The 24,673-nt window shown below is 68.4% G+C and carries 25 protein-coding genes; 4 read left to right on the forward strand and 21 right to left on the reverse strand.

Annotation, left to right across the window (positions count from 1 at the left end; translation table 11 throughout):
- Window positions 1-75 precede the first annotated feature (75 nt).
- From G6N57_RS02750 to G6N57_RS02790, 9 genes are all read right to left on the reverse strand, one after another.
- Window positions 76-552, reverse strand: a complete 477-nt coding sequence (locus tag G6N57_RS02750; RefSeq protein WP_077738725.1) for a DUF3180 domain-containing protein — start codon at window positions 550-552, stop codon at window positions 76-78.
- A complete protein-coding gene (gene folK, locus G6N57_RS02755; RefSeq protein ID WP_077738724.1) occupies window positions 552-1,088 on the reverse strand; it encodes a 2-amino-4-hydroxy-6-hydroxymethyldihydropteridine diphosphokinase in 537 nt (178 codons plus the stop codon). Before folK ends, G6N57_RS02750 begins: the two co-directional genes overlap by 1 nt.
- Window positions 1,085-1,459 (reverse strand): dihydroneopterin aldolase, encoded by a 375-nt coding sequence (folB, locus tag G6N57_RS02760; protein ID WP_077738723.1) that lies wholly within the window; start codon window positions 1,457-1,459, stop codon window positions 1,085-1,087. The genes folK and folB overlap by 4 nt, the downstream gene beginning before the upstream one ends.
- Window positions 1,452-2,261, reverse strand: a complete 810-nt coding sequence (folP, locus tag G6N57_RS02765; RefSeq protein WP_097926136.1) for a dihydropteroate synthase — start codon at window positions 2,259-2,261, stop codon at window positions 1,452-1,454. The genes folB and folP overlap by 8 nt, the downstream gene beginning before the upstream one ends.
- Before the next feature lie 20 nt (window positions 2,262-2,281).
- Window positions 2,282-2,899, reverse strand: a complete 618-nt coding sequence (gene folE / locus G6N57_RS02770) for a GTP cyclohydrolase I FolE (protein WP_077738722.1) — start codon at window positions 2,897-2,899, stop codon at window positions 2,282-2,284.
- A 19-nt stretch (window positions 2,900-2,918) separates the two neighbouring features.
- Entirely contained in the window at window positions 2,919-5,246 is a 2,328-nt protein-coding gene (gene ftsH / locus G6N57_RS02775) for an ATP-dependent zinc metalloprotease FtsH (protein WP_077738721.1), read from the reverse strand.
- Window positions 5,247-5,373: 127 nt separating this feature from the next.
- The gene (locus G6N57_RS02780; RefSeq protein ID WP_077738720.1) at window positions 5,374-6,255 is read right to left on the reverse strand and encodes a PaaX family transcriptional regulator C-terminal domain-containing protein; all 882 of its coding nucleotides are present in this window, start codon (window positions 6,253-6,255) and stop codon (window positions 5,374-5,376) included.
- Complete coding sequence (locus G6N57_RS02785; protein ID WP_077738719.1) at window positions 6,252-7,463, reverse strand: saccharopine dehydrogenase family protein; 1,212 nt, start codon at window positions 7,461-7,463, stop codon at window positions 6,252-6,254. Before G6N57_RS02785 ends, G6N57_RS02780 begins: the two co-directional genes overlap by 4 nt.
- Window positions 7,460-8,485, reverse strand: coding sequence for an alpha/beta hydrolase family protein (locus G6N57_RS02790; protein ID WP_077738718.1), 1,026 nt, complete (start codon window positions 8,483-8,485; stop codon window positions 7,460-7,462). The genes G6N57_RS02785 and G6N57_RS02790 overlap by 4 nt, the downstream gene beginning before the upstream one ends.
- Before the next feature lie 91 nt (window positions 8,486-8,576).
- Between G6N57_RS02790 and G6N57_RS02795 the strand changes: the two genes are divergently transcribed.
- Complete coding sequence (locus tag G6N57_RS02795; RefSeq protein ID WP_174814452.1) at window positions 8,577-9,497, forward strand: alpha/beta fold hydrolase; 921 nt, start codon at window positions 8,577-8,579, stop codon at window positions 9,495-9,497.
- Between the two features lie 20 nt (window positions 9,498-9,517).
- Window positions 9,518-10,243, forward strand: a complete 726-nt coding sequence (locus G6N57_RS02800; RefSeq protein ID WP_077738717.1) for an SIMPL domain-containing protein — start codon at window positions 9,518-9,520, stop codon at window positions 10,241-10,243.
- Window positions 10,244-10,322: 79 nt separating this feature from the next.
- Here G6N57_RS02800 and G6N57_RS02805 read toward each other — a convergent pair whose 3' ends face one another.
- From G6N57_RS02805 to dacB, 5 genes are read right to left on the reverse strand one after another with little or no spacing between them, the layout of a single operon-like run.
- On the reverse strand, window positions 10,323-12,548 hold the full coding sequence (locus tag G6N57_RS02805; RefSeq protein WP_077738716.1) for a molybdopterin oxidoreductase family protein: 2,226 nt from the start codon (window positions 12,546-12,548) through the stop codon (window positions 10,323-10,325).
- Between the two features lie 19 nt (window positions 12,549-12,567).
- Window positions 12,568-13,146, reverse strand: a complete 579-nt coding sequence (hpt, locus tag G6N57_RS02810) for a hypoxanthine phosphoribosyltransferase (protein ID WP_077738715.1) — start codon at window positions 13,144-13,146, stop codon at window positions 12,568-12,570.
- A gap of 45 nt (window positions 13,147-13,191) precedes the next feature.
- On the reverse strand, window positions 13,192-14,151 hold the full coding sequence (tilS, locus tag G6N57_RS02815; RefSeq protein WP_077738714.1) for a tRNA lysidine(34) synthetase TilS: 960 nt from the start codon (window positions 14,149-14,151) through the stop codon (window positions 13,192-13,194).
- On the reverse strand, window positions 14,130-15,206 hold the full coding sequence (locus tag G6N57_RS02820) for an Rv3626c family coenzyme F420 biosynthesis-associated protein (RefSeq protein WP_077738713.1): 1,077 nt from the start codon (window positions 15,204-15,206) through the stop codon (window positions 14,130-14,132). The genes tilS and G6N57_RS02820 overlap by 22 nt, the downstream gene beginning before the upstream one ends.
- Entirely contained in the window at window positions 15,194-16,576 is a 1,383-nt protein-coding gene (gene dacB / locus G6N57_RS02825) for a D-alanyl-D-alanine carboxypeptidase/D-alanyl-D-alanine endopeptidase (protein ID WP_097926116.1), read from the reverse strand. Before dacB ends, G6N57_RS02820 begins: the two co-directional genes overlap by 13 nt.
- 127 nt (window positions 16,577-16,703) lie before the next feature.
- Here dacB and G6N57_RS02830 point away from each other — a divergent pair, with 127 nt between their 5' ends.
- Window positions 16,704-17,192 (forward strand): inorganic diphosphatase, encoded by a 489-nt coding sequence (locus G6N57_RS02830; protein ID WP_077738712.1) that lies wholly within the window; start codon window positions 16,704-16,706, stop codon window positions 17,190-17,192.
- Window positions 17,193-17,279: 87 nt separating this feature from the next.
- Window positions 17,280-17,783, forward strand: coding sequence for a 2-oxo-4-hydroxy-4-carboxy-5-ureidoimidazoline decarboxylase (locus G6N57_RS02835; protein WP_234815710.1), 504 nt, complete (start codon window positions 17,280-17,282; stop codon window positions 17,781-17,783).
- A gap of 6 nt (window positions 17,784-17,789) precedes the next feature.
- Here G6N57_RS02835 and G6N57_RS02840 read toward each other — a convergent pair whose 3' ends face one another.
- Genes G6N57_RS02840 through G6N57_RS02870 form a run of 7 tightly spaced genes read right to left on the reverse strand, consistent with a single transcriptional unit; the run spans window position 17,790 to window position 24,665 of the window.
- Window positions 17,790-18,746 carry a 2-hydroxyacid dehydrogenase gene (locus tag G6N57_RS02840; RefSeq protein WP_077738710.1) on the reverse strand — a complete coding sequence of 319 codons (957 nt, stop codon included), beginning with the start codon at window positions 18,744-18,746 and terminating at the stop codon, window positions 17,790-17,792.
- 1 nt (window position 18,747) lies between these two features.
- Window positions 18,748-20,097, reverse strand: a complete 1,350-nt coding sequence (gudD, locus tag G6N57_RS02845) for a glucarate dehydratase (RefSeq protein ID WP_077738709.1) — start codon at window positions 20,095-20,097, stop codon at window positions 18,748-18,750.
- Between the two features lie 23 nt (window positions 20,098-20,120).
- Window positions 20,121-20,921 (reverse strand): IclR family transcriptional regulator, encoded by an 801-nt coding sequence (locus tag G6N57_RS02850; protein ID WP_077738708.1) that lies wholly within the window; start codon window positions 20,919-20,921, stop codon window positions 20,121-20,123.
- A 1-nt stretch (window position 20,922) separates the two neighbouring features.
- Window positions 20,923-21,645, reverse strand: coding sequence for a sulfite exporter TauE/SafE family protein (locus tag G6N57_RS02855; RefSeq protein ID WP_069426326.1), 723 nt, complete (start codon window positions 21,643-21,645; stop codon window positions 20,923-20,925).
- A complete protein-coding gene (locus tag G6N57_RS02860) occupies window positions 21,642-22,625 on the reverse strand; it encodes an ABC transporter ATP-binding protein (RefSeq protein WP_077738707.1) in 984 nt (327 codons plus the stop codon). Before G6N57_RS02860 ends, G6N57_RS02855 begins: the two co-directional genes overlap by 4 nt.
- Complete coding sequence (locus G6N57_RS02865) at window positions 22,618-23,682, reverse strand: ABC transporter ATP-binding protein (RefSeq protein ID WP_077738706.1); 1,065 nt, start codon at window positions 23,680-23,682, stop codon at window positions 22,618-22,620. The genes G6N57_RS02860 and G6N57_RS02865 overlap by 8 nt, the downstream gene beginning before the upstream one ends.
- Window positions 23,679-24,665, reverse strand: coding sequence for an ABC transporter permease (locus G6N57_RS02870; RefSeq protein WP_077738705.1), 987 nt, complete (start codon window positions 24,663-24,665; stop codon window positions 23,679-23,681). The genes G6N57_RS02865 and G6N57_RS02870 overlap by 4 nt, the downstream gene beginning before the upstream one ends.
- Window positions 24,666-24,673 lie beyond the last annotated feature (8 nt).

The following is a 24,673-nucleotide window of genomic DNA, read 5'->3' on the forward strand; positions in this document are numbered from 1 at the left end:
CCGACTGTACCCGTCACAGGCCATCCAGCCTGGTGACCGCCGCGGCGATTCGGCCACCGGCCTGGAGGAAATCGTTCACTCGGTCGCGGCATCGCCGTTGTCCGGCGGTTCCTCGGGCGACTTGCAGCAGTGTTGCAGCCACACCGCGGCCACGACGAGGGCCATGGCACTGATCGCCGCGACCGCCGCACCAGGGGTGTCCTCCCCCGCTACCCGCAGTTCACCGCGCCGGGGCAGCAGATACACCAGCACCCCGATCCACCAGCCCGCCACGATGGCGCCGACCCAGGCCGAAGCCTTGGCGATCACCACCGACCGAGCCACGGTCAGCGGGTGTAACCGGCCAGCGCCGACCCCGATCTGTCCGTCGTTGATCTTGGCCCGCACGTAGAACGCCCAACCCGCCTCGATCAGCGCGACCGCCAGCAGGGAGAGCCCGGTCCAGATCGTGAGCGGCGGGAACCACCGGTAGAGCACCCCGACCAGCACGTAGCCGACGATCGCGACCACGGCGACCGCGCCGGCCAGGTCACGTTTGCGGGTCGGGCCCATCAGCGCGCCACCGGTTCCGAGCCGAGATCCAGCGCCAGATCGGTGGGCCTGACCCCGGCCCGTTCGGCCGGGTCGATCTCCTCCAGCAGGTGCGCCACCCGGCGGGACCGGCCGACCACCGTCAGCGTGGCGTCGGGATCCACGGCCAGCCACGGGATCAGCACGAAGGCGCGCAGGTGAGCGAGTGGGTGCGGCAGCGTCAGATCCTCATCGCGAGACGTCACCTCGATGTCACCGTCGTGGCAGGTGACCAGGTCGACGTCGAGGGTGCGCGGGCCCCACTTCTGCTCCCGGACCCGCTCCGCCGCCTGCTCGAGTTGCTGGCCGCGGCGCAGCCAGCCGTGGGCATCGAGGTCGGGATCGTCGGCGATCAGCACCGCGTTGAGGAACGGGCCCTGCTCGACGCCGCCCCAGGCATCGGTCTCGAACACCGGCGACACCGCGCGCACCGCGGTCCCGAGGCCGTCGACCACGGACTGCAACCGGGCCAGCCGGTCGCCGAGGTTCGACCCGATCGAGAGAACTGTGGTCGTCACTGACTGTTTCCTCTTCTGGAACGCCGGGCGACCACCGCGACATCGTCGAACGTCAGCGGAATGGGTGCGCTGGGTTTGTGGACGACGACCTCGACGGCGTGGAGGCGCTCGTCGGCCATGATGGCGTCGGCGATCTCGGCCGAGACCGTCTCGATCAGATTGCGCGGCGGGCCCGCGACGATGTCGGCCGCGAGATGGGCCAGCGCGCCGTAATCGAGCGTGTCGGCCAGATCGTCGGTGGCCGCCGCCCGGCGCAGGTCCACCCAGGCCGTGATGTCGACGACAAACTCCTGGCCGTCGCGGCGCTCATGGTCGAAGACGCCGTGATTGCCTCGAACTCGCAAGCCGCGCAACTCAATTCGATCAGCCAACCCGACCTCCAGATTCCCAGGCTTCCAGTACCGCGAGTGCGTCGACGGAGGCCACCACATCGTGCACCCGAACACCCCAGGCCCCGTGCTGGGCGGCCAGCATCGAGATCGCGGCGGTCGCCGTCTCACGGCCGTCCGGCGGCCGCGGTGTCCCGTCCGCGCCCGCCAGCAACGCCCCCAGGAATCGCTTGCGGGACGCACCCACCAGCACTGGGATCCCGGTGCCGATGAACTCCGGCAGCGCGTGCAGCAGCGCCCAATTGTCCTGGGCGGTCTTGGCGAATCCCAGGCCCGGGTCGATGATCAACCGCTGCGCGTCGACACCCGCGGCGACAGCGGCGTCGACCGCGCCGAGCAGTTCGGCCCGCACCTCGGCCACCACGTCGCCGTAACCCGGCGCGTGATGGGGGTGCTCGGCGCTGACCGAACGCCAGTGCATGAGGATCCACGGCACCTGCGCCTCGGCGAGCAGGGGCGCCATGTTCGGGTCGGCCAGGCCACCGGACACGTCGTTGACGATTTGCGCGCCGCTCTCCAGGGCCACCTGCGCCACGTCGGCGTGCATGGTGTCGATGCTGACCGTGATCCCTTGGGAGGCAAGCGCTTCGATCACGGGAGCGACGCGCGCTGCCTCCACCGCGGGGTCGACCCGCACCGCCCCGGGACGCGTCGATTCGCCGCCCACATCGATGATCGCGGCCCCCGCGGCGGCAAGCGCCAGCCCATGTTCGACAGCGCGGTCGCGGTCGATGAACTTGCCGCCATCGGAGAAGGAATCGTCGGTGACGTTCACAACTCCCATGACCTGCAAATGGGTGGGCTTCACTTCCGCAGGATAAGTTCCAGCGCCTCGGCCCGGGATGCCTTGTCGGTCTTGAACTGTCCGCGGACGGCCGAGGTGGTGGTGACCGCGCCGGGCTTCCGGACACCGCGCATGGCCATGCAGAGGTGCTCGGCCTCGATCACCACGATGGCGCCGCGCGGATCGAGCTTGCGCATCAGCGCGTCGGCGATCTGGGCGGTCAGCCGTTCCTGCACCTGCGGGCGCTTCGAGTACAGGTCCACCAGGCGGGCGATCTTCGACAGCCCGGTCACCCGGCCGTCGACCCCGGGGATGTACCCGACGTGGGCCACCCCGTGGAACGACACCAGGTGGTGCTCGCAGGTGGAGTACAGCGGGATCTCCTTGACCAGTACGAGCTCGTCGTGCTCCTCGTCAAAGGTGGTGTTGAGCACCGCGTCCGGGTCGGTGTACAGACCGGCCATCAGCTCCTTGTACGCACGTGCCACGCGAGCCGGGGTGTCGAGCAGACCCTGACGATCAGGGTCTTCACCGATGGCGATCAGCAGCTCACGCACTGCCGCCTCGGCCCGCGGCTGGTCGAACACCCGCGTGGTCGTATCGGTGTTGTTGTGATGCTCGCGCAGCGTCTGCGACATGAAGCCTCCGTTCGTCCGGTCAGCCGTGGGCCGGTGGGTTGGACCGGTCGGAACGGTCGGTCCGCTCAGGGGCACGGTCCTGGCCCGCCTCCTCGTTCGGATTCGGCTGGCCGGGATGAGGATACGGCTGGTACGGGTACGGCTGGGGCTGCTGCCATCCCGACGGGTGCGGCGGCGGGTACCAGTAACCCTGCTGTTGCTGGGGCGGCTGATATCCCGGCTGCGACGGGGCCGGCGGCCAGCCCGGGGCGTGCCAGCCGGCCGGTGCACCGTAGTCGGGCTGGGTCGAACCGTTCTGGTTCGTGCCGTTCGGCGGTGCGCCGTTGGTGCCGGCACCGTTGGTCTCCTTGGCCCGCTCGGCGGCCTCCCGGCTGGCGGCGGCGATGGCGGCCTTGAACGCGGGCTCGGGCACCGGCGGCGGCCACGGCTCGCCACGCTCGATCGCGATCTCGCCCGGCGTCTTGATCGGCGGCTTGTCCGACGGCACCCGGCCACCGAAGTCGTCGAACATGGTCAGCCGCGGACGCTTCTTCACGTCACCGAAGATGGCCTCCAGCTCGGCCCGGTGCAGCGTCTCCTTCTCCAGCAGCTCACCGGCCAAAGTGTCCAGCACATCACGGTATTCGGTGAGGATCTCCCACGCCTCGGTGTGCGCGGCCTCGATCAGCTTGCGCACCTCGTCGTCGATGTCGCGGGCCACCTCGTGGCCGAAGTCGGCCTGGGTGCCCATGGTGCGGCCCAGGAACGGGTCGCCGTGTTCGGTGCCGTAGCGCACCGCACCAAGCTTGGAGCTCATGCCGTACTCGGTGACCATGGCACGGGCGATCTTGGTGGCTTGCTCGATGTCGGACACCGCACCCGTGGTGGGCTCGCGGAAGACCAGCTCCTCGGCAGCGCGGCCGCCCATCGCGAACACCAGCCGGGCGATCATCTCCGAGCGGGTCATCAGACCCTTGTCGTCCTCGGGCACCGCGACGGCGTGACCGCCGGTGCGACCGCGGGCCAGGATGGTGACCTTGTAGATCGGCTCGATGTCCGGCATCGCCCACGCGGCCAGGGTGTGCCCGCCCTCGTGGTAGGCGGTGATCTTCTTTTCCTGCTCGCTGATGATGCGGCCCTTGCGGCGCGGACCACCCACCACCCGGTCCACGGCCTCTTCCAGTGCCGCACCGGTGATGACTGTGCCGTTCTCGCGCGCGGTGAGCAACGCGGCCTCGTTGATGACGTTGGCCAGATCGGCGCCGGACATGCCGACGGTGCGCTTGGCCAGCCCGTCCAGGTCGGCGTCGGGGGCGATCGGCTTGCCCGCGGAGTGCACCTTGAGCACCGCGCGACGGCCGGCCAGGTCGGGGTTGGACACCGGGATCTGGCGGTCGAACCGGCCCGGGCGCAGCAGCGCCGGGTCGAGGATGTCGGGCCGGTTGGTGGCCGCGATCAGGATGACGCCCTGGCGGTCGCCGAAGCCGTCCATCTCGACGAGCAGCTGGTTGAGCGTCTGCTCGCGCTCGTCGTGGCCGCCGCCCATGCCTGCGCCGCGCTGGCGGCCGACAGCGTCGATCTCGTCGACGAAGATGATGCACGGGCTGTTGGCCTTGGCCTGCTCGAACATGTCGCGCACGCGGGAGGCGCCGACACCGACGAACATCTCGACGAAGTCCGAACCGGAGATCGTGAAGAACGGCACCCCGGCCTCGCCGGCCACTGCGCGGGCCAGCAGGGTCTTACCGGTTCCGGGCGGGCCGTAGAGCAGCACGCCGCGGGGGATCTTGGCGCCCAGCGCCTGGTACCGGCTGGGGTTCTGCAGGAAGTCCTTGATCTCGTAGAGCTCTTCGACCGCCTCGTCGACACCGGCCACGTCGGCGAACGTGGTCTTGGGCATGTCCTTGCCCAGCTGCTTGGCCTTCGACTTGCCGAAGCCGAAGCCCATCCGGCCGCCGCCCTGCATGCGGGAGAACATCACGAACAGGCCGACGAGCAACAGCAGCGGCAGCATGTAGATCAACATCGAGCCGAGGAAGCTGCCCTGGTTCACCGTGGTGCCGAACTTGACGTGCTTGGCGTCGAGCTGGTCGACGAGCTTCACCGCGTAACCGGTCGGGTATTTGGTGATGACCTTGTCGGAGTTCTCGGTCTCTTCTTTACCGCTCTTCAGATCGAGACGCAGCTGCTGTTCGCGGTCGTCGATCTGGGCGTTGTTGACGTTGTCGGCGTTGATCTGCGCCACCGCCACCGAGGTGTCGACGGGTTTGTAGCCTCGGGTGTCGTCGCTGAAATAGAAAAACGACCAGCCCAGCAACAGCACGACCGCGATCACGGTCAGCGTACGGATCACATTTTTGCGGTTCATCGATCACTCGGCCGAGTTCGGCCCGGTCCTTCCAACGTGCGCAGTTGAGACATTCAAGGCTACCGCTAGACCAACGTCTGGCAGTTCCCGACGGTATCCGTCGTTACTACGCGCACCTGAAGTGCCCTTACTCACCGGCGATGCCCGCCACCTCCGCGATGACATCGCCGTACCAGCGGAAGAGTTTCAGGGGCTCCGGCTGATCGCCTTGCAGCAGCTCCGACCAGCAATCCGCGACCGCGGCCCGGGCAGCGGTACCGATCCACGGCTGCGGCAACAGTTGGGGCGGCAGCAGCGGATCCGGCTCCACCGCCCGGGTGAACTCCGCTGCCAGCTCGATCGCGATGCTGAGCCGGGTCGCCCGGGCGGCGCCCTGCAACTCCCGCGCCGCTCGTTGCGCCGTCGCCAGCAGGCGACGATGACCGTCGGCGATGCGATCGAGCGGCCACAGGACTTCGGCGAGCGCCCGGGCCTCGGCGACACCGCCGACCGTGAGGTCGGTCGTGGTGAGGGTGGTGACGCGATCGGCAACGCCGAAACGGTCGGCCGCGGCCTGCACGTACGGCTCCCATTCGTTGGGTGAGACATACAGGCCGCCCTGGACGGGAGCACCGCCAAGCCGGACGACGGCGTCGCGCATCGAGTCGCGGGCCGATCGCGCCGATTCACCGATGGCGAAGGCCACCACATGCCAGCGGCCGTCCCAATCGGCCTGCCCACGGTCCTGGGCGTACATGTAGCGGACGAATTCCAGGTCCGGCTCGATGGTGCTGCGCACCTCCGGCGTCGCCCGCAACACCGCCTTGCGCCCGCGGCCGTCCTGGACGAACTGTCCCTCGGCGACCAGACGTTTGATGCACAACCTCACCTGCTGGTCGCTCATGCCGAGAGTGTTCGCGACGTCGTAGAGCTCGCCCGCGTCGACCGTGGCGTCCGCACGGAGCATGCTCTCGACCAGTGTGCGGGTCGGCACAGCGTGGTCGGTTTCAGCTGATACGTCAGGGCTCATCGGTACTCATGGTCCACCACGATCAGCGGTGGTGAACCGGTACGCCCGAGTTCGCGATCGAGGTCGGCGAAGAACCGGTCGCTGTCGATCACCGCGTCGGGCGGGTGCACGCCGGCCCGGCGAGCGGTGCCGTCGACGATCTGGGACATGCCGAGCGCCAACGGAATTCCGGTGGCGCGGGCCATGTCCGTCAACAGCACATCGATGCCGGCCGCTGGATTGAGGTGGGCCAGCACGGCCGAGTCGCGGCCGGACCGATCACCGAACGCGACGGCGAAGAAGGGTGGCAGTGTGCCCGGGCCCTTCATGGTCAGGGCACGCGGCAACGATCGGATGATGCCGGGGAGATCGGGTTCGGCAATACGTCGGGCCGCGGCCTCGTTGGTGAGTCGGCCACCGTCGATGCCCCGGCGCAGCACGTCGAGATAGGCGAGCGCCGACGGGCTGATGACCATGAGGTTGGCCGATTCTCCGGTGGGTTTGAGGGTGCGTTGCAGCGTGACGGGTTCGGGATGCCCGACCGTGTAGGCAGTGCCGCGGCGTCCCCCGGGAACTTTGAGGCTCACGGGCCGCAGTGGCCGCTGTTGGGTCAATGCGCCCGACCGAACCCCGGTGATGGTGCCGCTGCACTGCTGCATCCAGTGCACGGCTGCTGCCGTCGGCGACCCGTCCGGGCCGATGAGCTGTTCGCGGCCGGCTTCCTCACCGCCGGCCGTCACGTCGACCGGCCATGCGGTGTAGACATCGCGCACCGAGTCCAGCAGAGAGGCCGCCGCCGCTGCGAGCAGATTGCTCACGCCCGGGCTCGCGCCCATGCCGATGACGGCCGTCACTCCCGCGGCACGGGCCGGTGCGTCCAGTTCCAGCATCTGCACGGTGGGTTCCCAGTCATCGCAGATGTCGACATAGTGCGTGCCTGTCTCGATCGCGGCCCGCAACACCGTCAGCCCGAATCGGTAATACGGGCCGACGGTGTTGAGCACCAGGTCGGCTTCGCCGAGCGCATCGAGCAGTCCGGTGGCGTCGGTGACATCGACCCGGCGAGCGCTGACGTGAACGGATGCATCGGCCAACTCGCGGGCGAGGCCCTCGGCCGCCGCGAGATCACGGTCGGCGACGACGATGTGCTCGACGCCGACGCCGTGCGCAGCGGTCCGTACCGCGACGGCGCCCATCGCTCCGGCGCCGCCCAGGGCTAGAACTCTCATGGCGTGGTCCTTTCGGGTTGGGTTTCGACGAATCGCCGGAGGGCGTCGAGGTAGCCGAGTGCGTAGAGCGATCGCGGCGCGAACACCGCCACCAGGAACGACCGAACGCCTTGGTGGTGGTCCAGCGGGGCCTTGGCGATGCTGTGCGAGGCATCCGGAAACGTCTGGACGGTCAGCAGGTTCGGCGGCACCTGCGCGCGGTAGACCCGCTCGGTTTCGGCCACGTCGACATTCCGGTCCTCGGCTCCCAGCATCAGCAGGACCGGGATCTTGATCTTGGCCAGCTGCGGCGTCACGTCGGACGTGTAGTTGGTCCGCACGAATCCCCACCGGTCGGCGGACATCGGCGGGTCGTCGATCCCGCTCGCGACATACCGGCCGTAGTCGGCGTCGGCGCGCAGCAGTCGCACCGATTCGGCCCGCCGATGCAGCGCTGCGGCGATCTCGGCGTCTCCGGCTCCCTGCGCCCGCAGTTCGGCCAGCAGGTTGTATTCGCCTTGGCGCAGCCAGTTGATCGCCGGGCCGACCAGGATCATGAATTGCAACTCGGGGTGGTTCACGGCCACCTCGGGCAGCACCCAGCCGGCCTGGCTGATGCCCCACAGCCCGATGCGACGCGGATCGATGTCGCCGCGGCCGCGGGCCCAGGTCAGCACAGACTCCGTCTCGACGGCACGGTCATGCATGCTCTGATGCAGCCAATTACCCTGCGCCCCTTGTACACCGGGCTTGTTCCAGGAAACCGAGGCATAACCGGCCCGGGCGAACGACTCCCACAGCGGCCGGTAGAACGAGTCGCGGGATGCGTCAGCCGGCCCGTCGCCGTGCACGAAAACCACAAGACCGTACGGCTTTTCGCCACGGGTCGGCAGGGCCAGGATCGCATCGAGCGACTGCGCCGAGCCGGGTATCTCCACCCGAACTTCAGTGATGTCGAAGTCGTTCTGATACAGCACCACACCGCCGAGAGCTGCCGCGACGAGGCAGCAGACGGCGATCACCCGGAGGCAGACGCGGAACATGAAACTATCGTACGGTAAACGTCCGTTTCTATTTCGATAGTTTTTGATAGGCAGGCTTACCATGCCACCGGTCCTGTGCTTGGCTGTGACCGTGCCCATACCGACCGAACGGTTCGTCCGAACCAATGGCGTGACGTTGAAGGTGCTGGAGGCGGGAGAACCCGGAAATCCGGTGGTGGTGCTGACCCACGGATTTCCCGAGCTGGCCTATTCGTGGCGTCACCAGATCCCCGTGCTGGCGGCGGCCGGCTACCACGTTATCGCCCCTGACCAGCGCGGATATGGCGGCTCGTCGCGGCCCGACGGGATCGATGCCTACAACATCGTCGAGCTGACCGCCGACATCGCCGGGTTGCTCGATGACGTCGGCGCCGAACGCGCGATCCTCATCGGCCACGACTGGGGCTCCCCCGTCGCCACCAACTTTCCGTTGTTCTTCCCCGATCGCGTGAGCGCGGTGGCGGCGCTGAGTGTGCCCCCGGTTCCACGGGCGTCCGGGCCGCCGACGCAGATCTGGCGCCGCATCGTCGGCGACAACTTCTTCTACATCCTCTACTTCCAGGAACCGGGTGTGGCCGACGCCGCGCTGGGCGCCGATGTCCGCGAGTCGATGCGACGCATGGTCACGATGGAAGGAGTCAGCGCTCCGCCGGAGCAGCTGACCGGGCAACCGGTGCCGCCGCTGCCGGACTGGATCAGCGCCGACGAATTCGAGCATTACGTGGCGGCGTTCAGTGAGACCGGCTTCACCGGGCCGCTGAACTGGTACCGCAACTTCGACCGCAACTGGGAACTCACCGAGAACACCCCCGCGCCGACCATCACGGTGCCGGTGCTGTTCCTGGCCGGCACCGCCGACCCGGTGCTCGGGTTCACCCCGCGCGACCGGGTGCACCACGTGGCCACCGGCGATTACCGCGAGGTGCTGATCGACGGCGCCGGGCACTGGCTGCAGCAGGAACGGCCCGACGAGGTCAACACAGCGCTGCTGGAGTTCCTGGAGACGCTCTGATGTCCCGGTAGGGTTCGGACATGCCGATCGCCGGAAATGCGAAGTTGCGGGTCCTCGGTGTTGCCGCGGCGGGATTGGTCGCCGTCAGCGCAAGCGCGTGCGACACGACGTCAGGCCCCGCCGGAGGCGCGCCGGACGGCGCTCGGCAGGTGACCGTCGTCGGATCCGGGCACGTCCAGGGCGTGCCCGACACCCTGACCGCCGATGTGGCGATGGAGTTCACCGCCCCCGACGTCTCGGGCGCGCTCAACCAGTCCAGCCAGCGCCAGCAGGCCGTGATCGATGCGCTCGTCGGATCGGGTGTAGACCGCAAGGACATCAGCACCACGCAGGTCAGCGTGCAACCGCAGTTCACCGACAACACGATCACGGGCTACCGGGCCAGCAATGCGATCAAGGTCAAGATCCGCGACACCGCCAAGGCGTCGCAGACCCTGGCGCTGATCGCGAGCACCGGAGGCGACGCCACCCGCATCAACTCGGTCGACTACTCGATCGAGGACGATTCGGATCTGGTGCGCGACGCCCGCGCCCGGGCTTTCGATGACGCCAAGAACCGCGCCGACCAGTACGCCGGGTTGTCGGGACTTCGCCTGGGCAAGGTGATCTCGATATCCGAGCAGTCCGGTGGCTCGACGCCGCCCACGCCCACCCCGATGCCGCGCGCGGCGATGCAGGCCGTCCCGCTGGAACCCGGTCAGCAGACCGTGGACTTCTCGGTGACGGTGGTCTGGGAGCTGACCTGACCCTTCCGCCGAAACGGTATTCCAGCAGAGAAAGTGCGAGTAAACGCCTGCCGGAATGCCGTTTCGGCGGAAGTGGGGCTCAGCCCGCGGGCGCGATGTCGACGGGGATTCCGTTGAGCACCGCGGTGCCCGACAACGGATCCAGATGCGTTCCGTCGTTGAGCTGGTTGACATTCGCCCCGGGGTGGCTGGCGGCGAGTTGCTGACCGGTACCGCCGCGGTCGTGACCCCAGCCGTGGGGTAGCGAGACCACGCCACGCCGCATGCCGTCATCGACTTCGATCGGGGCGAGCAGTTCACCGCCCGGGCCCTTGATCACCGCGATGTCGGTGAGCCCCAGATCGGCTGCATCGTCGGGATGGATCTGCAGCGTGCACCGGTTGGAGCCGCCCGACAGCGCCGGGACGTTGTGCATCCAGCTGTTGTTGGACCGCAGGTGGCGCCGGCCGATCAGCAAGAACCCGCCGGCCGTGCGGCCCAGCGCGTCGCGCAGCCGCGCCACGTCGGCGACGATCGGCTCGGGCGCGAGTTCGATTCGTCCACTTGGGGTTCGGAGAATCTCGGGGATCCGCGACCGCAGCGGCCCGAGGTCGATCCCGTGCGGGTTGGCCTTCAGCCGCTCCATGGTCAGCCCGTCGGGCTCGGCGCCGAACGCGTCGCCGTAGGGTCCGAGCCGCAGCATCATGTCGAGGCGTCGTTCATATCCGGGACCCGGGTACAGCATCGCGGTGAGCTCGTCGACGTCACGCCCCGCCACCGGCGAATTCGGATCGGCGGTCTCCTTCGCCAGCGTCGTCGCGATCACCTGCGCGTCCACCAGCGCCGGGTCCCCGGCGGCACCGATGCCGTAGAGAATCAGGGCCAGCCGGGACAGGATCTCGGGCTCGTCGGGCCGACCGTCCAGCGGCAGCGCCGGCGACGAGTACCGCACGTTGTTGCGGACCGCGAGATTGTTCAGCGCGACATCGAAGTGCGCACTGCGGGACGGCGGGGGCGGCGGAAGGATGACGTCGGCGTGACGGGTGGTCTCGTTCAGGTAGGGGTCGACGCTCAGCATGAAATCGACGCGCTCCAGCGCCTTGTCGAGGCGGTCACCGTCCGGTGCGGACAGCACCGGGTTCCCCGCGATGGTGATCATCGCCTTGATCTGGCCCTCGCCCGCGGTGTCGATCTCCTCGGCGAGCGCGGCCGCAGGCAGTTCGGAGAGCGCCTCGGGGTAGCCCGAGACGCGGCTGGCCCACCGTCCGGTCTTGAAGCCGCGTCCCGGTTTCGGCGGGCGCGGCGCGGGGGCCGTCGCACCGAGCGCGAACATGGCTCCGCCGGGACGGTCGAAATTGCCGGTGAGGATGTTGATCACGTCGACGAGCCAGCTGCCGATGGTGCCGAACTCGACCGTGGAGGTACCGATCCGGCCGTAGACGGCCGCCGTCGGGGCTGCCGCGAGTTCGCGGGCCAGTTCCCGGATCTCGGCGGCGCCGACGCCGCAGGCCTGCTCGACGGCCTCGGGTGAGAATTCGTCGGCCAGTCCGCGGAGCTCCTCGAGGCCGGCGACGTGCTCGCCGAGCTCGCCCAGATAGACGAGGTCCTCGTCGAACAGCACGTGCACGATCGCGAACAGCAGTGCCGCGTCGGTGCCGGGCCGCGGCGCGAGGTGCCGGTCGGCGAGTTTGGCGGTCTGGGTACGGGCGGGGTCGATGACGACGAGCTTGCCGCCGCGCTTGCGCAACGCGCGCAGCTTGCCCGGGAAATCGGCGGCGGTGGCCAGGCTGCCGTTGGACACCATCGGGTTCGCGCCGATGATCACCAGATAGTCGGTGCGATCCAGGTCGGGCACGGTGAACGCGACCGGGCTGCCGAACATCAGCCCCAGCGCGACGTGCTTGGGCATCTGATCCAGCGTGCTGGCGCTGAACACCTGCCGGGTGCCCAGACCGCGGATGATCAGCGGCGCGTACAGGCTGCCTGCGATGGTGTGCGCATTCGGGTTGCCGAGGTAGACCCCGACCGAGGTGCCACCATGCTCGCCGATCACGGCGCCGAGGCGCTCGGTGACGACGGCGTACGCCTCGTCCCAGGTGGCCTCGGTCAGCACGCCGTCCCGCCGGATCAGCGGCCGGGTCAGCCGGTCGGGATCGTTGTCGAGTTCGCCGAAGCTGGCGCCCTTCGGACAGATGAATCCCGCGCTGAACACGTCGTCGCGATCACCGCGGGCGGCGGTCACCTGGCCGTCCGAGATGGTCAGGGTCAGGCCGCAGGTGGCCTCGCAGAACGGGCAGATCCGAAGGGCCGTGCGGGTATCAGCCATGCCCCGAATTGTGCGCCGCTTAGGGCGATTCGTACACCTTCGGTTCGAGGGTGCCGATGTAGGGCAGGTCGCGGTAGCGCTCGGCGAAGTCCAGGCCGTACCCGACGACGAACTCGTTGGGGATGTCGAAACCCACGTAGGCGACGTCGAGTTCGGTCTTGACGGCCTCGGGCTTGCGCAGCAGCGTGCAGACCCGCAGCGAGCGGGGGTGACGGGTGGCCAGGTTGCGCAGCAACCACGACAGGGTGAGCCCCGAGTCGATGATGTCCTCGACGATCAGCACGTCGCGGTCATTGATGTCGCGGTCGAGATCTTTGAGGATGCGCACCACACCCGAGGACGACGTGGACGAGCCGTACGAGCTGACCGCCATGAACTCCAGCTGCGTGGGCAGCGGGATGGTCCTGGCCAGATCGGTGACGAACATGACCGCGCCCTTGAGCACGGTGACCAACAGCAGGTCGTCGTTACCCAGATTGTCTCGGTACTGCTCGGCGATCATCTCGGCGAGTTCGACGGTGCGGGTCCGGATCTGCTCCTCGGACAACAGCACCGATTTGATGTCTCCCGCATACAGCTCGGCAGAGTCGACAGCCACCCGAACAGCGTGCCATGCGAGTGGTCCGCTTTCCAACGCGGATCGCTAGACGGGTTCGGTGTGCATCACGAGCACGCCGCCGCGCCGCGCCGCGAACAACCGCTGTTTGCGCAGCCCGGACCCGACGGCCACACCGCCCTGTCCGCGCCAAGCTGTCACCAGCCGGTCCACCGCCCGGATCTGGATGTCGGTCAGATCACACGCGCCGCCATCCAGCAACCAGGCCCGGATCACCCGGCGCCGCAGCGCGTCGGGCAGCGGACCCAAGCGGGCAGGGTCAAGACCGCCGGCCTCCATGCGCGCCTCGGTAAGGGCCTCGGCCGCGAGAGCGTCGAGCGTCTCGGTGTCCTCGCGCAGGGCGATCGCGGTACGGGCCAGCGCCTCGGCCACCCCGCCGCCGAGCACGTCCTCCAGCAGCGGCAGCACCTCGTGGCGCAGCCGGACCCTGGTGAACCGGCGGTCGGCGTTGTGGGGGTCCTGCCACGGAGTGAGGCCGAGCTCGGCGCACACGGCGTGCGTCAGTGTGCGACGAACGCCGAGCAGCGGCCGGTGCCACGGTGGATCATGAGGGCGCATACCGGCGATCGAGCGGGCACCCGATCCGCGGCCCAGACCCAGCAGCACCGTCTCGGCCTGATCGTCGAGCGTGTGCCCGAGCAGCACCGGGGCGCCGTCACGCGCCGCGTCGAGTGCGGCGTAGCGGGCCTGGCGCGCCGCGGCCTCCGGCCCGCCGATCCGACCGACGTCCACGGAAAGAACATGCGCCGCAACACACCCCAGCGACAAAGCCTGCCTGCGAGCAGTGTCGGCGACGGTGTCCGAACCGGCTTGCAGCCGGTGGTCGACGATCAGCGCGGTCGTAGGCCGCAGGCCGGCTGCGACGGCGGCCAGCGCCAGCGAGTCCGGGCCGCCCGACAGTGCCACACACCAGGCCGGACCGTCGACGCCGTGGACCGAGGCCTCGACCACTTGCCGCAGCGCGGCTACAGCACCCGTTCGATCCATCGTTGCGGTTCGTCGATCTCGTGGGGTTGCGGCAGGGTGTCGGGGCCGGACCAGATGGTGTTGAAGCGGGCCATCCCGACTTCTCCCACCACATGGTCGACGAACGCCTTGCCCCGGGTGTACTGACTGAGCTTGGCGTCGAATCCCAGCAGCGCGCGGACCACCCGCTGCAGCGGCGGTTGCTTACGCTGCCTGCGGTCGTCGAAGCGGCGCCGGATGGTCGAGACCGTCGGCACCACCGCCGGGCCGACGGCATCCATCACGTGATCGGCGTGCCCTTCCAGCAGGGTTCCCAGCACCAACAGCTGATCGAGCGCCCGACGCTGCGGCTCGGCCTGCACCGCGCGCATCAGCCCGAGCACTCCACTCGAGTTCGGATCCGGCTCCGACCCGTTGCGCTGACTGCGGACGAACTGCGCGAGCCGCCCCACCACCTCGGTGACGTCCTCGCCGGCGTCTTGGGTGAGCACGGCCAGCGACTGCGACATGTGGTCGGCCAACCAGGGATTGGCGCGGAACTGCACCCGGTGGGTGACCTCGTGCAGGCACACCCACAGCCGGAAATCAGCTGGGGTGACCCGCAATTGGCGCTCTACCGCGATGACGTTGGGATACACCAGCAACAGTTCGCCGCCGTTCGGGGCGAACGGATCGTACTGACCGAGGATGCCCGAGGAGATGAACGCCAGTACCGCACCGGTCTGCGCGCCGGTAACCCGTCCGGTGATGAATCCCGGCTTGGGCGTGTCACTTTCGTCACCGGGCTGAATGCCGGTGGTCATCACCCGCATCGACCGCGTAGCCGCCCGGATCCACGCGGGACGGTCGACCACGCGGGCCTCGGGCACCTCGGCACCCTCGATCAGGCCCGTCACCTCGCGCACCGGCAGCTCGGCAGCCTTCGAACTCTCCGACAGCTGCTCGATCACCTGGCTACGGGTGTAGTCACTGGCTGCCGGGGCCGGCCGGGCCAGCTTCGCCCCGACCGTCGCGGCGAAATCCCAGTCGACCGCGCGGCCCGCGGTCATCTCGACCCGGTCGGTCACGTGCCACATCCGCACGACCGCAGTACCGCGGCCAGCTCGTCGATCGCGGTGCGCCCGGTGGGCCCGGCGTTGTTGGAGATCAGCGCGAACGTGAGCACCCGCCCGCTGTCGTCGGTGACGATGCCTGCCAGCGCATTGGTCCCGGTCAATGACCCGGTCTTGGCCCGCAGCCAGCCCGCGGCGTCGCGCCCGGCGTCGGTGTCGAGATAGCGGTTGGACAGCGTGCCGCTGCCGCCGGCGATGGGCAGCAGATCCACCAGCGGCCGCATGGCCGGTTCGGTGTTACCCGCGGCGATGTTGACCACCTCGTCGAGGATCCGGGCGGTCAACCGGTCTTCGGTCGAAAGACCGCTGGAGTCGACCAGTTTGGCCGCGGACATGTCGATGCCGATGCCCTCGAGCTGGCTCAGCACCGCGTCGACACCGCCGTCGAAACTCTCCGGCCGGTGCAGTTGGGCGGCGATCTCACGGGCGATCGACTCGGCCATCACGTTGTCGGATTCGTTCATCATCTGGCGCAGCCGCTCGATCAGCGGCGCGGACTGCACCGCGGCGATCTGCCTGCCGCCCGGGACCGCGCTGGCCAGCACCGTCACCGTCGCGGGATCCACCTTGAGTGCGGCCGCCAGGGCCCGGCCCGCGTCGAGGGCCGGTGTGGTCGATCGCCTGGATTCCACCGTCGTCGGCTGGATGCGTCCACCGTCGAGCATCACCGGTTCCATCGGCGCGATGTCACCGCCCTCGATGTCGGCCGGGTCCCAGCCCGGCGCCATCGTCGGGCCGCTGTACGCGCTGGTGTCCACCCGGACCGCGGTGACCGCGATGCCGCTGCGGCGCACCTGCTCGGCCAGATCACTGATCCGGGCCGCGCCCTTGTACCAGGTGTCGGTGTCGTCGGGCGCCGCCGAGAGGGTGGTGTCCCCACCGCCCTTGAGCACCACCAGACCGGGCTGTGAGTCGACGGCCAGGACCGTGGTGGCCAGCCGGGCGTTGCGGTCCAGCGTGAGCAGCGCGGCCGCCGTCGTCAGCACCTTGTTGACCGACGCCGGCTGCATCGGCACCCCGGAATTCTGCTCCCACAGTTCGGCACCGGTCTCGGCGTCTGTGATCCGGCCGGTCACCTCACCGAGATCGGGATTCGCCAGAGCCGGGGCCAGCGCGGCGGCCAGGCCGCTGATGGTCGGGGTCGGCGCGGACATGTCCACCGGGACGATGCCCGGACTGGCGGTCGCAGGCGGGGGCGCGGGCGCGACCGCCTCGGCATCGCTGGACCGGTGCCCGGTGAGCACGGCAGCAACCGCCACGACGGCAGCGACCAGCACCAGGACCACGACGCCAACCGCCACATGGGTGGACTGCCGCCACCGTGTGGGCCGCATATTTCTCCTGCTCTGCCGGTGGTGGGGACGAGCCACCCGTTTAGGCCAGACTATCGCTCCATTAGGGTTGACCCGCGTCGTCGCCCGACGACCCCAGACTGACCGCAGATGCGAAGGAGCCACGACGGTGAAGTTCGACGTCGTCATCGAGATCCCGAAGGGTTCGCGCAACAAGTACGAGGTTGACCATGAGACCGGCCGGGTCAAGCTCGACCGCTACCTCTACACCCCGATGGGCTACCCCGCCGACTACGGGTTCTTCGAGGACACCCTCGGCGAGGACGGCGATCCGCTGGACGCCCTCGTCCTGCTGCCCGAGTCGGTGTTCCCGGGCTGCATCGTCGAGGCCCGCCCGGTCGCGATGTTCAAGATGACCGACGAGGCCGGCGGCGACGACAAGTTGCTGTGTGTGCCCGCCGGAGATCCGCGCTGGGACCACATCCAGGACCTCGGCGACGTGTCGCAGTTCGAACTCGACGCCATCAAGCACTTCTTCGTGCACTACAAGGACCTGGAGCCGGGCAAGTTCGTCAAGACCGCCGACTGGGTGGGCCGCGAAGAGGCCGAGGCCGAGTTGCAGCGGTCGGTCGAGCGGTTCAAGACCTCAGGTCACTGAGCTCCGAAAGTTAGCCTCGCTGTAACACGAGGTAACTCCGCTGTGCCCTGAGGCTCCGATCATTGCTGTGTGTTGATGCATCAGGGCATGGGACTTGAGGCTTACAACGCGCTGCCCCTGCGCCGTGCGGTGCACGCCGTGTACGAGTGTTGCTACAGCGTGGTGCTGGCCACCGACCTGGCAGGCGGGCGTCCGTTCGCCGACCACGACTCGCTGTTCCGGCAGGCCGACACCCTGTTGTTCAGCCTCGGCGAGGATTCCATCGACCGCGTGCTGCAGGCCTATCCGCATATCGGTGCGCGGCCGCGCAGCCCGAAGTCGGTGTGCGAGCAGTGCTCGGTGTGGGACGACGATCCCGCGGTGATGACCCAGCTCAACACCGAGGTGCAGCACTACGCCGAGCAGTTCGGCTTCGGCTTCGTGATGTTCGTCGAGGACTGCTGTGCGCACCGGGCCATGGCCGGCCTCGTCGACCGGTTGCACAACGACCGCGAGACCGAACGCAAGGTTGTCCGCAACGAACTGGCCCGCATCAACCGGGCCAGGCTCGAACGCATGCTCGGCCCCGAGGGGGGCTATTACAACTGGTAGCCCCGGCTACCTGATCAGGTTGTTCAGCGGCTCACCGCGTTCGAGCCTGCCGATGTTGGCGGCGATGTCTTCTGCCCGCCCGCCGAACGTGTCGGTGGTGACGCCCGACGAATGCGGCGTCATCAACACGTTGGCCAGTTCGCCGAACGGTAGCTCGCTCGGCGCCCCCTGCCCGCCCGGGCTGGGATAGCGGTACCAGACGTCGATCGCAGCGGCCCGAATCCGGCCCTCCAGCAGCGCGTCGTAGAGCGGGCGCTCGGCCACCAGGGGACCGCGCCCGACGTTGACCAGCACGCCGTCGGGGCCCAGCGCTCGAAGCTGCTCGGCGCCGATCATGCCCTCGGTCTGCTCGGTAAGCGGCGCCGACACCACGACCACGTCGGACTCCGTCATGAGCCGGTTCAGCGCGGCCGTGTCGCCGGCCCAGGACAGGCCGTTCGCCACGGCGTCGACCCGCCCTGATCCGGTCACCGCGGCCCCGGTCGAGCCGAGGCTGCGGAACAATTCCCAGACGCGCCTGCCGATGTGGCCGAACCCGACCAGACCGACGCGGGCCGCGCCGATCGCAGGCAACTGTGGCAGGTTGACGTCGTACACCGAGGTGGCCCATATCCCCCGGCGCAGGGACCGGTCCTGCGCCAGGAAGTCACGGCGCAGCAGCACCGCTGCCGCGAGTACGTACTCCGCGATGGACCGTTCATGATGGAAGGTGTTGGCCACCAGGGTCTCTGGCCGCAACGCGGCGAAGTCGACCTTGTCGGTGCCGGCCCCCGCGACATGCACGAGGCGCAGTTTCTCGGCCGCGGCCGCCATCTCGGCGGTGAACCGGCCGCCCACCAACACGTCAGCGTCCCGCAGGTCTTCGATGCTCCCGTTCCAGATCACCTCGGCACTCGACGGTAGCCCGGCTTCGAAGCGATCGCGGTGTGCCAGCAGATTCGGTTCTATGACGACGATCTTCATGTCAATCCCGCTGCAGGGCAGGACGTTTGCTGTCGAATTTCCAGCCGGGGATCAGGTACTGCATGGCCACCGCGTCGTCACGGGCGCCCAGCCCCTTGGCCAGGTACAGCTCGTGGGCCGCGGCGACCCGCTCCTCGTCGAGCTCGACCCCGAGCCCCGGCGCATCGGGCACGTCGAGGTAGCCGTCGACGATCTGGAAGGGCTGCTTGGTGATCCGCTGGCCGTCCTGCCAGATCCAGTGCGTGTCGATCGCCGTGATGTCCCCCGGCGCGGCCGCGGCGACGTGGGTGAACATCGCCAGGGACACGTCGAAGTGGTTGTTGGAGTGCGAACCCCAGGTGAGGCCCCACGCGTCGCAGAGCTGAGCGACGCGGACCGAGCCACTCATGGTCCAGAAGTGCGGATCGGCCAGCGGGATGTCCACGGCACCGGCCCGGATCGCATGGCCCAGCTCGCGCCAGTCGGTAGCGATCATGTTGGTCGCTGTCGGTAGACCGGTGGCCCGTTTGAACTCGGCCATCACCTCGCGCCCCGAGAATGTGCCTTCCGGTCCGACCGGGTCCTCGGCGTAGGCCAGCACGTCGGTCAGCTGACGGCAGGTCTGGATCGCGTCGGCCAGCAGCCAGCCCCCGTTGGGGTCCAAGGTGATCCGCGCATCAGGGAACCGTTCGGCCAGCGCGGTGACGGCCTTGGCCTCGTCGGCCGCGGGCAGCACACCACCCTTGAGTTTGAAGTCGCGGAATCCGTAGCGGGCACGGGCAGCCTCGGCGAGCCGGACGATCGCCTCGGGAGAGAGTGCCTCGTCGTGGCGGATGCGCAACCACTCGTCCGCGGCGGCCGGCTCGTCGACCGCGGACCGGTAGTCCAGATCGGTGCGGTTCCGGTCGCCCACGAAGAACAGGTAGCCCAGCGCCTGAACACGATTGCGCTGTTGGCCGTCGCCGAGCAGTGCGGCAACCGGCACACCGAGGTGCTTGCCCAGCAGGTCCAGCAGCGCCGACTCGACGGCGGTGACGGCATGCACCATGACCCGCAGATCGAAGGTCTGGGCACCACGCCCCGCGCTGTCGCGGCCGGCGAACTCACGTCGGATGCCTGCCAGGATCGCGTGGTAACCACCGAGGGACCGGCCGACCACCAGTGGCCTGGCATCGTCGAGGGTTCTGCGGATGGCCTCACCGCCCGGCACCTCCCCCACCCCGGTGTTCCCATCGGAATCCTTGAGGATCAAGAGGTTCCGGGTGAAGAACGGCGCGTGCGCACCGCTGAGGTTCAGCAGCATGCTGTCGTGACCTGCGATCGGTATCACGATCATCTCGGTCACAACCGGAGTCGCGTTATCTGCACTCATCGGTAGTCCAATCTCGTAGGAAGTCATGCGAACCACTTGTCTCCGTTGGCAACCGGTCGGACCACACGGGACACCTTGTCGCACACCAGGCGCAACGCGTCGACGATCTCCCGTTCCCGCTCCGGAGTCAGCCGCGACAACGGCACCGACGCGCTGATCGCGTCCTGGGCCGGATGGCGGTACCGCAGCGTGACCGCGAAGCACTTGATGCCCGGCGTGTTTTCCTCGTCCTCGGTGGCGTAGCCCCGAACGCGGGCCTCATCGAGAGCCGCATCCAGACCGGCGCGGTCAGTGATCGTGCGGGGAGTCAGCGGCGTGAGCACATCCGGGATGTGCGCATCAAGCTCGGCACCGAACCGCTCGGCTAGCAGTGCCTTGCCGAGCGCGGTGGCGTAGGCCGGCAACCGGCGGCCCACCTTGTTGGCGGTGCGCACGTATTGGCGGGACTCCCGGGTGGCCAGGTACACGACGTCGTGCCCGTCGAGCCTGCCGAGATGAAACGTCTCGTCGAGCTGGCCACGCAGGTCTTCGAGGAACGGCGCGATCATCGGCAGATACGGATCGGCGTCGAGATAACTGGTTCCCACCAGTAGCGCCCGCATGCCGATGCTGTACTGCGTGCCCGCATCGTCGGACCGCACCCAGCCCTGGGCCACCAGAGTGCGCAGCAACGCATGCGCCGAACTGCGCGGCATGTCGAGTGCGGCACAGATTTCCCGGATGCGGGTGGGCTCGTCGGGCCGCGCCGCCAGGAACTCCAGCAGCTCGACCGTGCGCACTGCCGATTTGACCTTGCGCACCGAAACGCTGTCATCGCCGGTCAATTCACCCTCCCATCAACTGACGGACGATCAGCACCACGGCGCCGATGGTGGATATCGCGATGGCCGCCCACCGCTGACGCTGCCGATCCAGATGCCGGTTGACCCACCGGGACAGCGCATAGCCGACGACACACGCCGGGACGAGCATCGCGAACACCACGACAGTGTGGTGGTCGACGGACCCGGTGAGCGCGAGCAGCACGAGCGACAGGGCCGAGCCGACGAGAAAGAAGCCGCTCATCGTGCCACGCAACCGGGCACCGGTGTTGTTCTGCCACACCAGCGCCATCGGTGGCCCGCCGATGGAGGTCGCGGTGCCGAGCAGTCCCGAGGTGGCGCCGGCCAGCACCAGGTTGCGCCGGTGCGGCGCGGGGATCCACCCCATGCTGGTCAGTGCCACGCCGCCCAGCACCACCGCGGCCAACGCATACGCCAGCATCTCCTTGGGCATCACCACGAGCAGCAGCGCCCCGGCGATGGTGCCCGGAACCCTTCCGGCCAGGGCCCATCCGGTGCCGGCGAGGTCGATGTCCTCGCGTTCCCTCACCACCACCATAAGGGTGACCATCGTGGCGAGCATGATCAGCGTTCCTGGGATCAACCCGGGGTCCACAATCGCGACGATCGGTGCCGCCAGCATGCCCATGCCGAACCCGATGGAGGCCTGCATGCAGGACGCCAGCACAATTGCGGCGGTGACGATCCCGAAGCCGGCGATACTCACGCCGACACCGGCACGGCCGGCTCCAACGGATGGTGGCATTCGGATATGTGGCCGTCGACGTCCGGGGCGGCGGTAGCCGTCGGCGCCTGCGTCGCGCAGATGTCGGTGGCCTTCCAGCATCGGGTCCGGAACCGGCAGCCCGACGGCGGATTCAGCGGTGACGGCACCTCGCCCTTCAGCAGGATCCGGTTGTTGCGCTGGGCCGCATCGAGTTTCGGTGCCGCCGACATCAGTGCCGCGGTGTAGGGGTGGCGCGGATTGCGGTAGACGTCCTCGGTGCGGCCGCTCTCGATCATGTGGCCCAGGTACATCACCGTGACGCGATCCGCTACGTGTCGTACCACCGACAGGTCGTGCGAGATGAAGACATAGGAGATGCCGAGTTCCAGCTGTAGCTCGTTGAGCAGGTTGAGCACCTGCGCCTGGACAGAGAGGTCGAGCGCCGATACCGGTTCGTCGCAGATGATGACATCAGGGTTGAGCGCCAACGCCCTGGCTATACCGATGCGTTGTCGTTGTCCGCCGGAGAACTCCTGCGGGTACTTGTTGACGGCCTTGGCTCCCAGCCCGACCATGTCGAGCAGGCCGCGCACTCGCATGTCCCGGTCCTTGCGGTTCGGATGCAGGGTTTTGTGGGTGCGCCACGGCTCGGCGATGATGTCGCCGGCGGTCATGCGGGAGTTCAACGATGCGTAGGGATCCTGGAACACCATCTGGACCCTGCGCCGGAATTTCAGCAGCTCCGCACCACGCAGGCTGAACGGGTCGATGCCGTCGAACGTCACGCTGCCCGAATCCGGGCGCTCGAGCATCATCAGGGTCCGCGCCAGTGTGGACTTGCCGCAACCGGATTCACCGACCAACCCGAGCGTTTCACCGCGGCCGAGGTCGAGGTCGATGCCGTCGAGAGCGGCCAGCTGACGCTTGCCCACCCGGAATGACTTGCGCAGATCGCGGACGGTCAGCAGGTTCTCAGACATCAGCTGCTTCTCCTCCTCGCATTTGGGGGCCGACCTCGTCAGGGAAGTGGCAGGCACTTCGCCGACCGTCACCCTGCAGCGCCGGTCTGGTGGTGACGCAGATGTCCCGGGCCAGCGGACAGCGGTCCTGGTAGACACAACCGGCCGGGATCGAGTGCAGATCCGGTGGGGCACCGCCGATCGACTTGAGGGTTTCGCCGCGCACCGCGCTCACGGGGACCGAGTCGAGCAGGCCCTTCGTGTATGGGTGTCGGGGACTGGCGAAAACCTCGGCCACCGGCCCGGTTTCGACAACCTGGCCGGCGTACATCACCGCGACCTGATCTGCTTCCTCGGCGACCAGCGCCAGATCGTGAGTGATCAACACGACGGCCATGTCGTATTCACTGCGCAAGCTCTTCAGCAGTGCCATGATCTGCGCCTGCACGGTGACATCCAGTGCGGTGGTCGGCTCGTCGGCGATCAGTACCCGCGGGTTCAGCGCGACGGCCATCGCGATCAGCAGGCGTTGCCGCATGCCCCCGGAGAACTGGTGCGGGTAGGACTTCATCCGCTCCTCGGGCTGCGGAATGCCCACCCGCGCCATCAGTTCGGTTGCTCTGCGCTTGGCGTCCTTGGCATTCATCCCGTGGTGGATGCGGAAAGGCTCGGCCAGTTGGGTACCGACCGGGTAGAGCGGGTTGAGTGCAGTCAGCGCGTCCTGGAACACGATGGCCAGCTCCGGCCCGGCCAGCTTGCGCCGGGTCTTGCGGTCGGCGGCCAGGACGTCCACGTCGATTTCGCCGAGCCGCGCAGTTCCTTCCACGACCTCGGCGACCGGCTCCAGCAATCCGACCAGGGCGGTGGCCGTCATGGACTTGCCGCAACCCGATTCGCCCAGCAGTGCCAGGGTCTGGCCCCGGTGCGCCGCGAAGCTGACGTGGTCGACGGCGCGCACGGTTCCGGTGATGGTGCGGATGTCGACGGTGAGCCCGTCCACCACAAGCGCGGGATCGACGTCGACATGTTCGGGCCTGGTCGGCGGTTCCACGACACTGCTGCTCGACTGGGAGGTCATCCGAGGGCCTTTCCGGTTTTGGTGAAGCGGGACAGGCGTTTCTGCGGGACGGTGAGTCGCCAGCGCTGACCCGGATCGGTGGCGATCCGGGCCCAGGCGGCCAGAATGGTGGCCGAGACCGTGGTGATCACGATGGCCAGCCCGGGGAAGAACGAGAGCCACCACGCGGTGTGCAGGTAGGTGCGGCCCTGCGAAACCATCAGGCCCCAGCTGACATCCGGCGGCTGAATCCCGATGCCCAGGAAGCTGAGCGAGGATTCGGCCAGCATGACGTAGCAGAAGTCCAGGGTGGCCACGGTCAGCAGGGTCGGCAGCACGATCGGCACCACGTGCCGGACGATGATGGACCGTCCGCTGGCCCCGAACGTGCGGGCCGCGTCGACGAACACCCGGCTCGACAGTTCGGCAGACTCGGCGCGGGCGGTGCGCAGGTACACCGGAATGCGGGTGATGGCGAGCACCGCAACGATATTCGCGGCACTCGGGGAGAACACGTAGAGCACCACCACGGCCAACAGCAGCGAGGGGAAGCTCATGATGACGTCGGCCACCCGCATGCCCAACGTCTCCCGCCAGCCGCGGTAGTAGCCGGCCCACATGCCGATCAGTGATCCGACGACCGCCGAGATCACCACGGCGGGAATGGCTACCGACAGTGTGGTGCGGCAGGCGACGATGAGCCGGGCCAACATGCTGCGTCCCAGCGGGTCGGTGCCCAGCACGTTGGCCCAGCCGTGGGCAAACGTGAACGGCGCCTGATTCGAATTGTCGAGGTCGATGTGGGTGGCCAGGTTGCCGACCAGCATCGGGCCGAACACCGCGGTGAGGATCACCAGGCCGAGCACCACGGCGGCAGCGGCCGCCACCCGGTCATTGACCAGCAGCCGGACCCACACCGAGCGCCTGCGGGTGGGTTCGGTCTCCGGTTCGCCGACGATCGCGGTGGTGGGTTTGACTGGCACCAGGTCGATTTGAGTGCTCACGATGTGTA

Origin of the sequence: Mycolicibacterium boenickei (assembly GCF_010731295.1) — a bacterium.
Lineage (GTDB): Bacteria > Actinomycetota > Actinomycetes > Mycobacteriales > Mycobacteriaceae > Mycobacterium > Mycobacterium boenickei.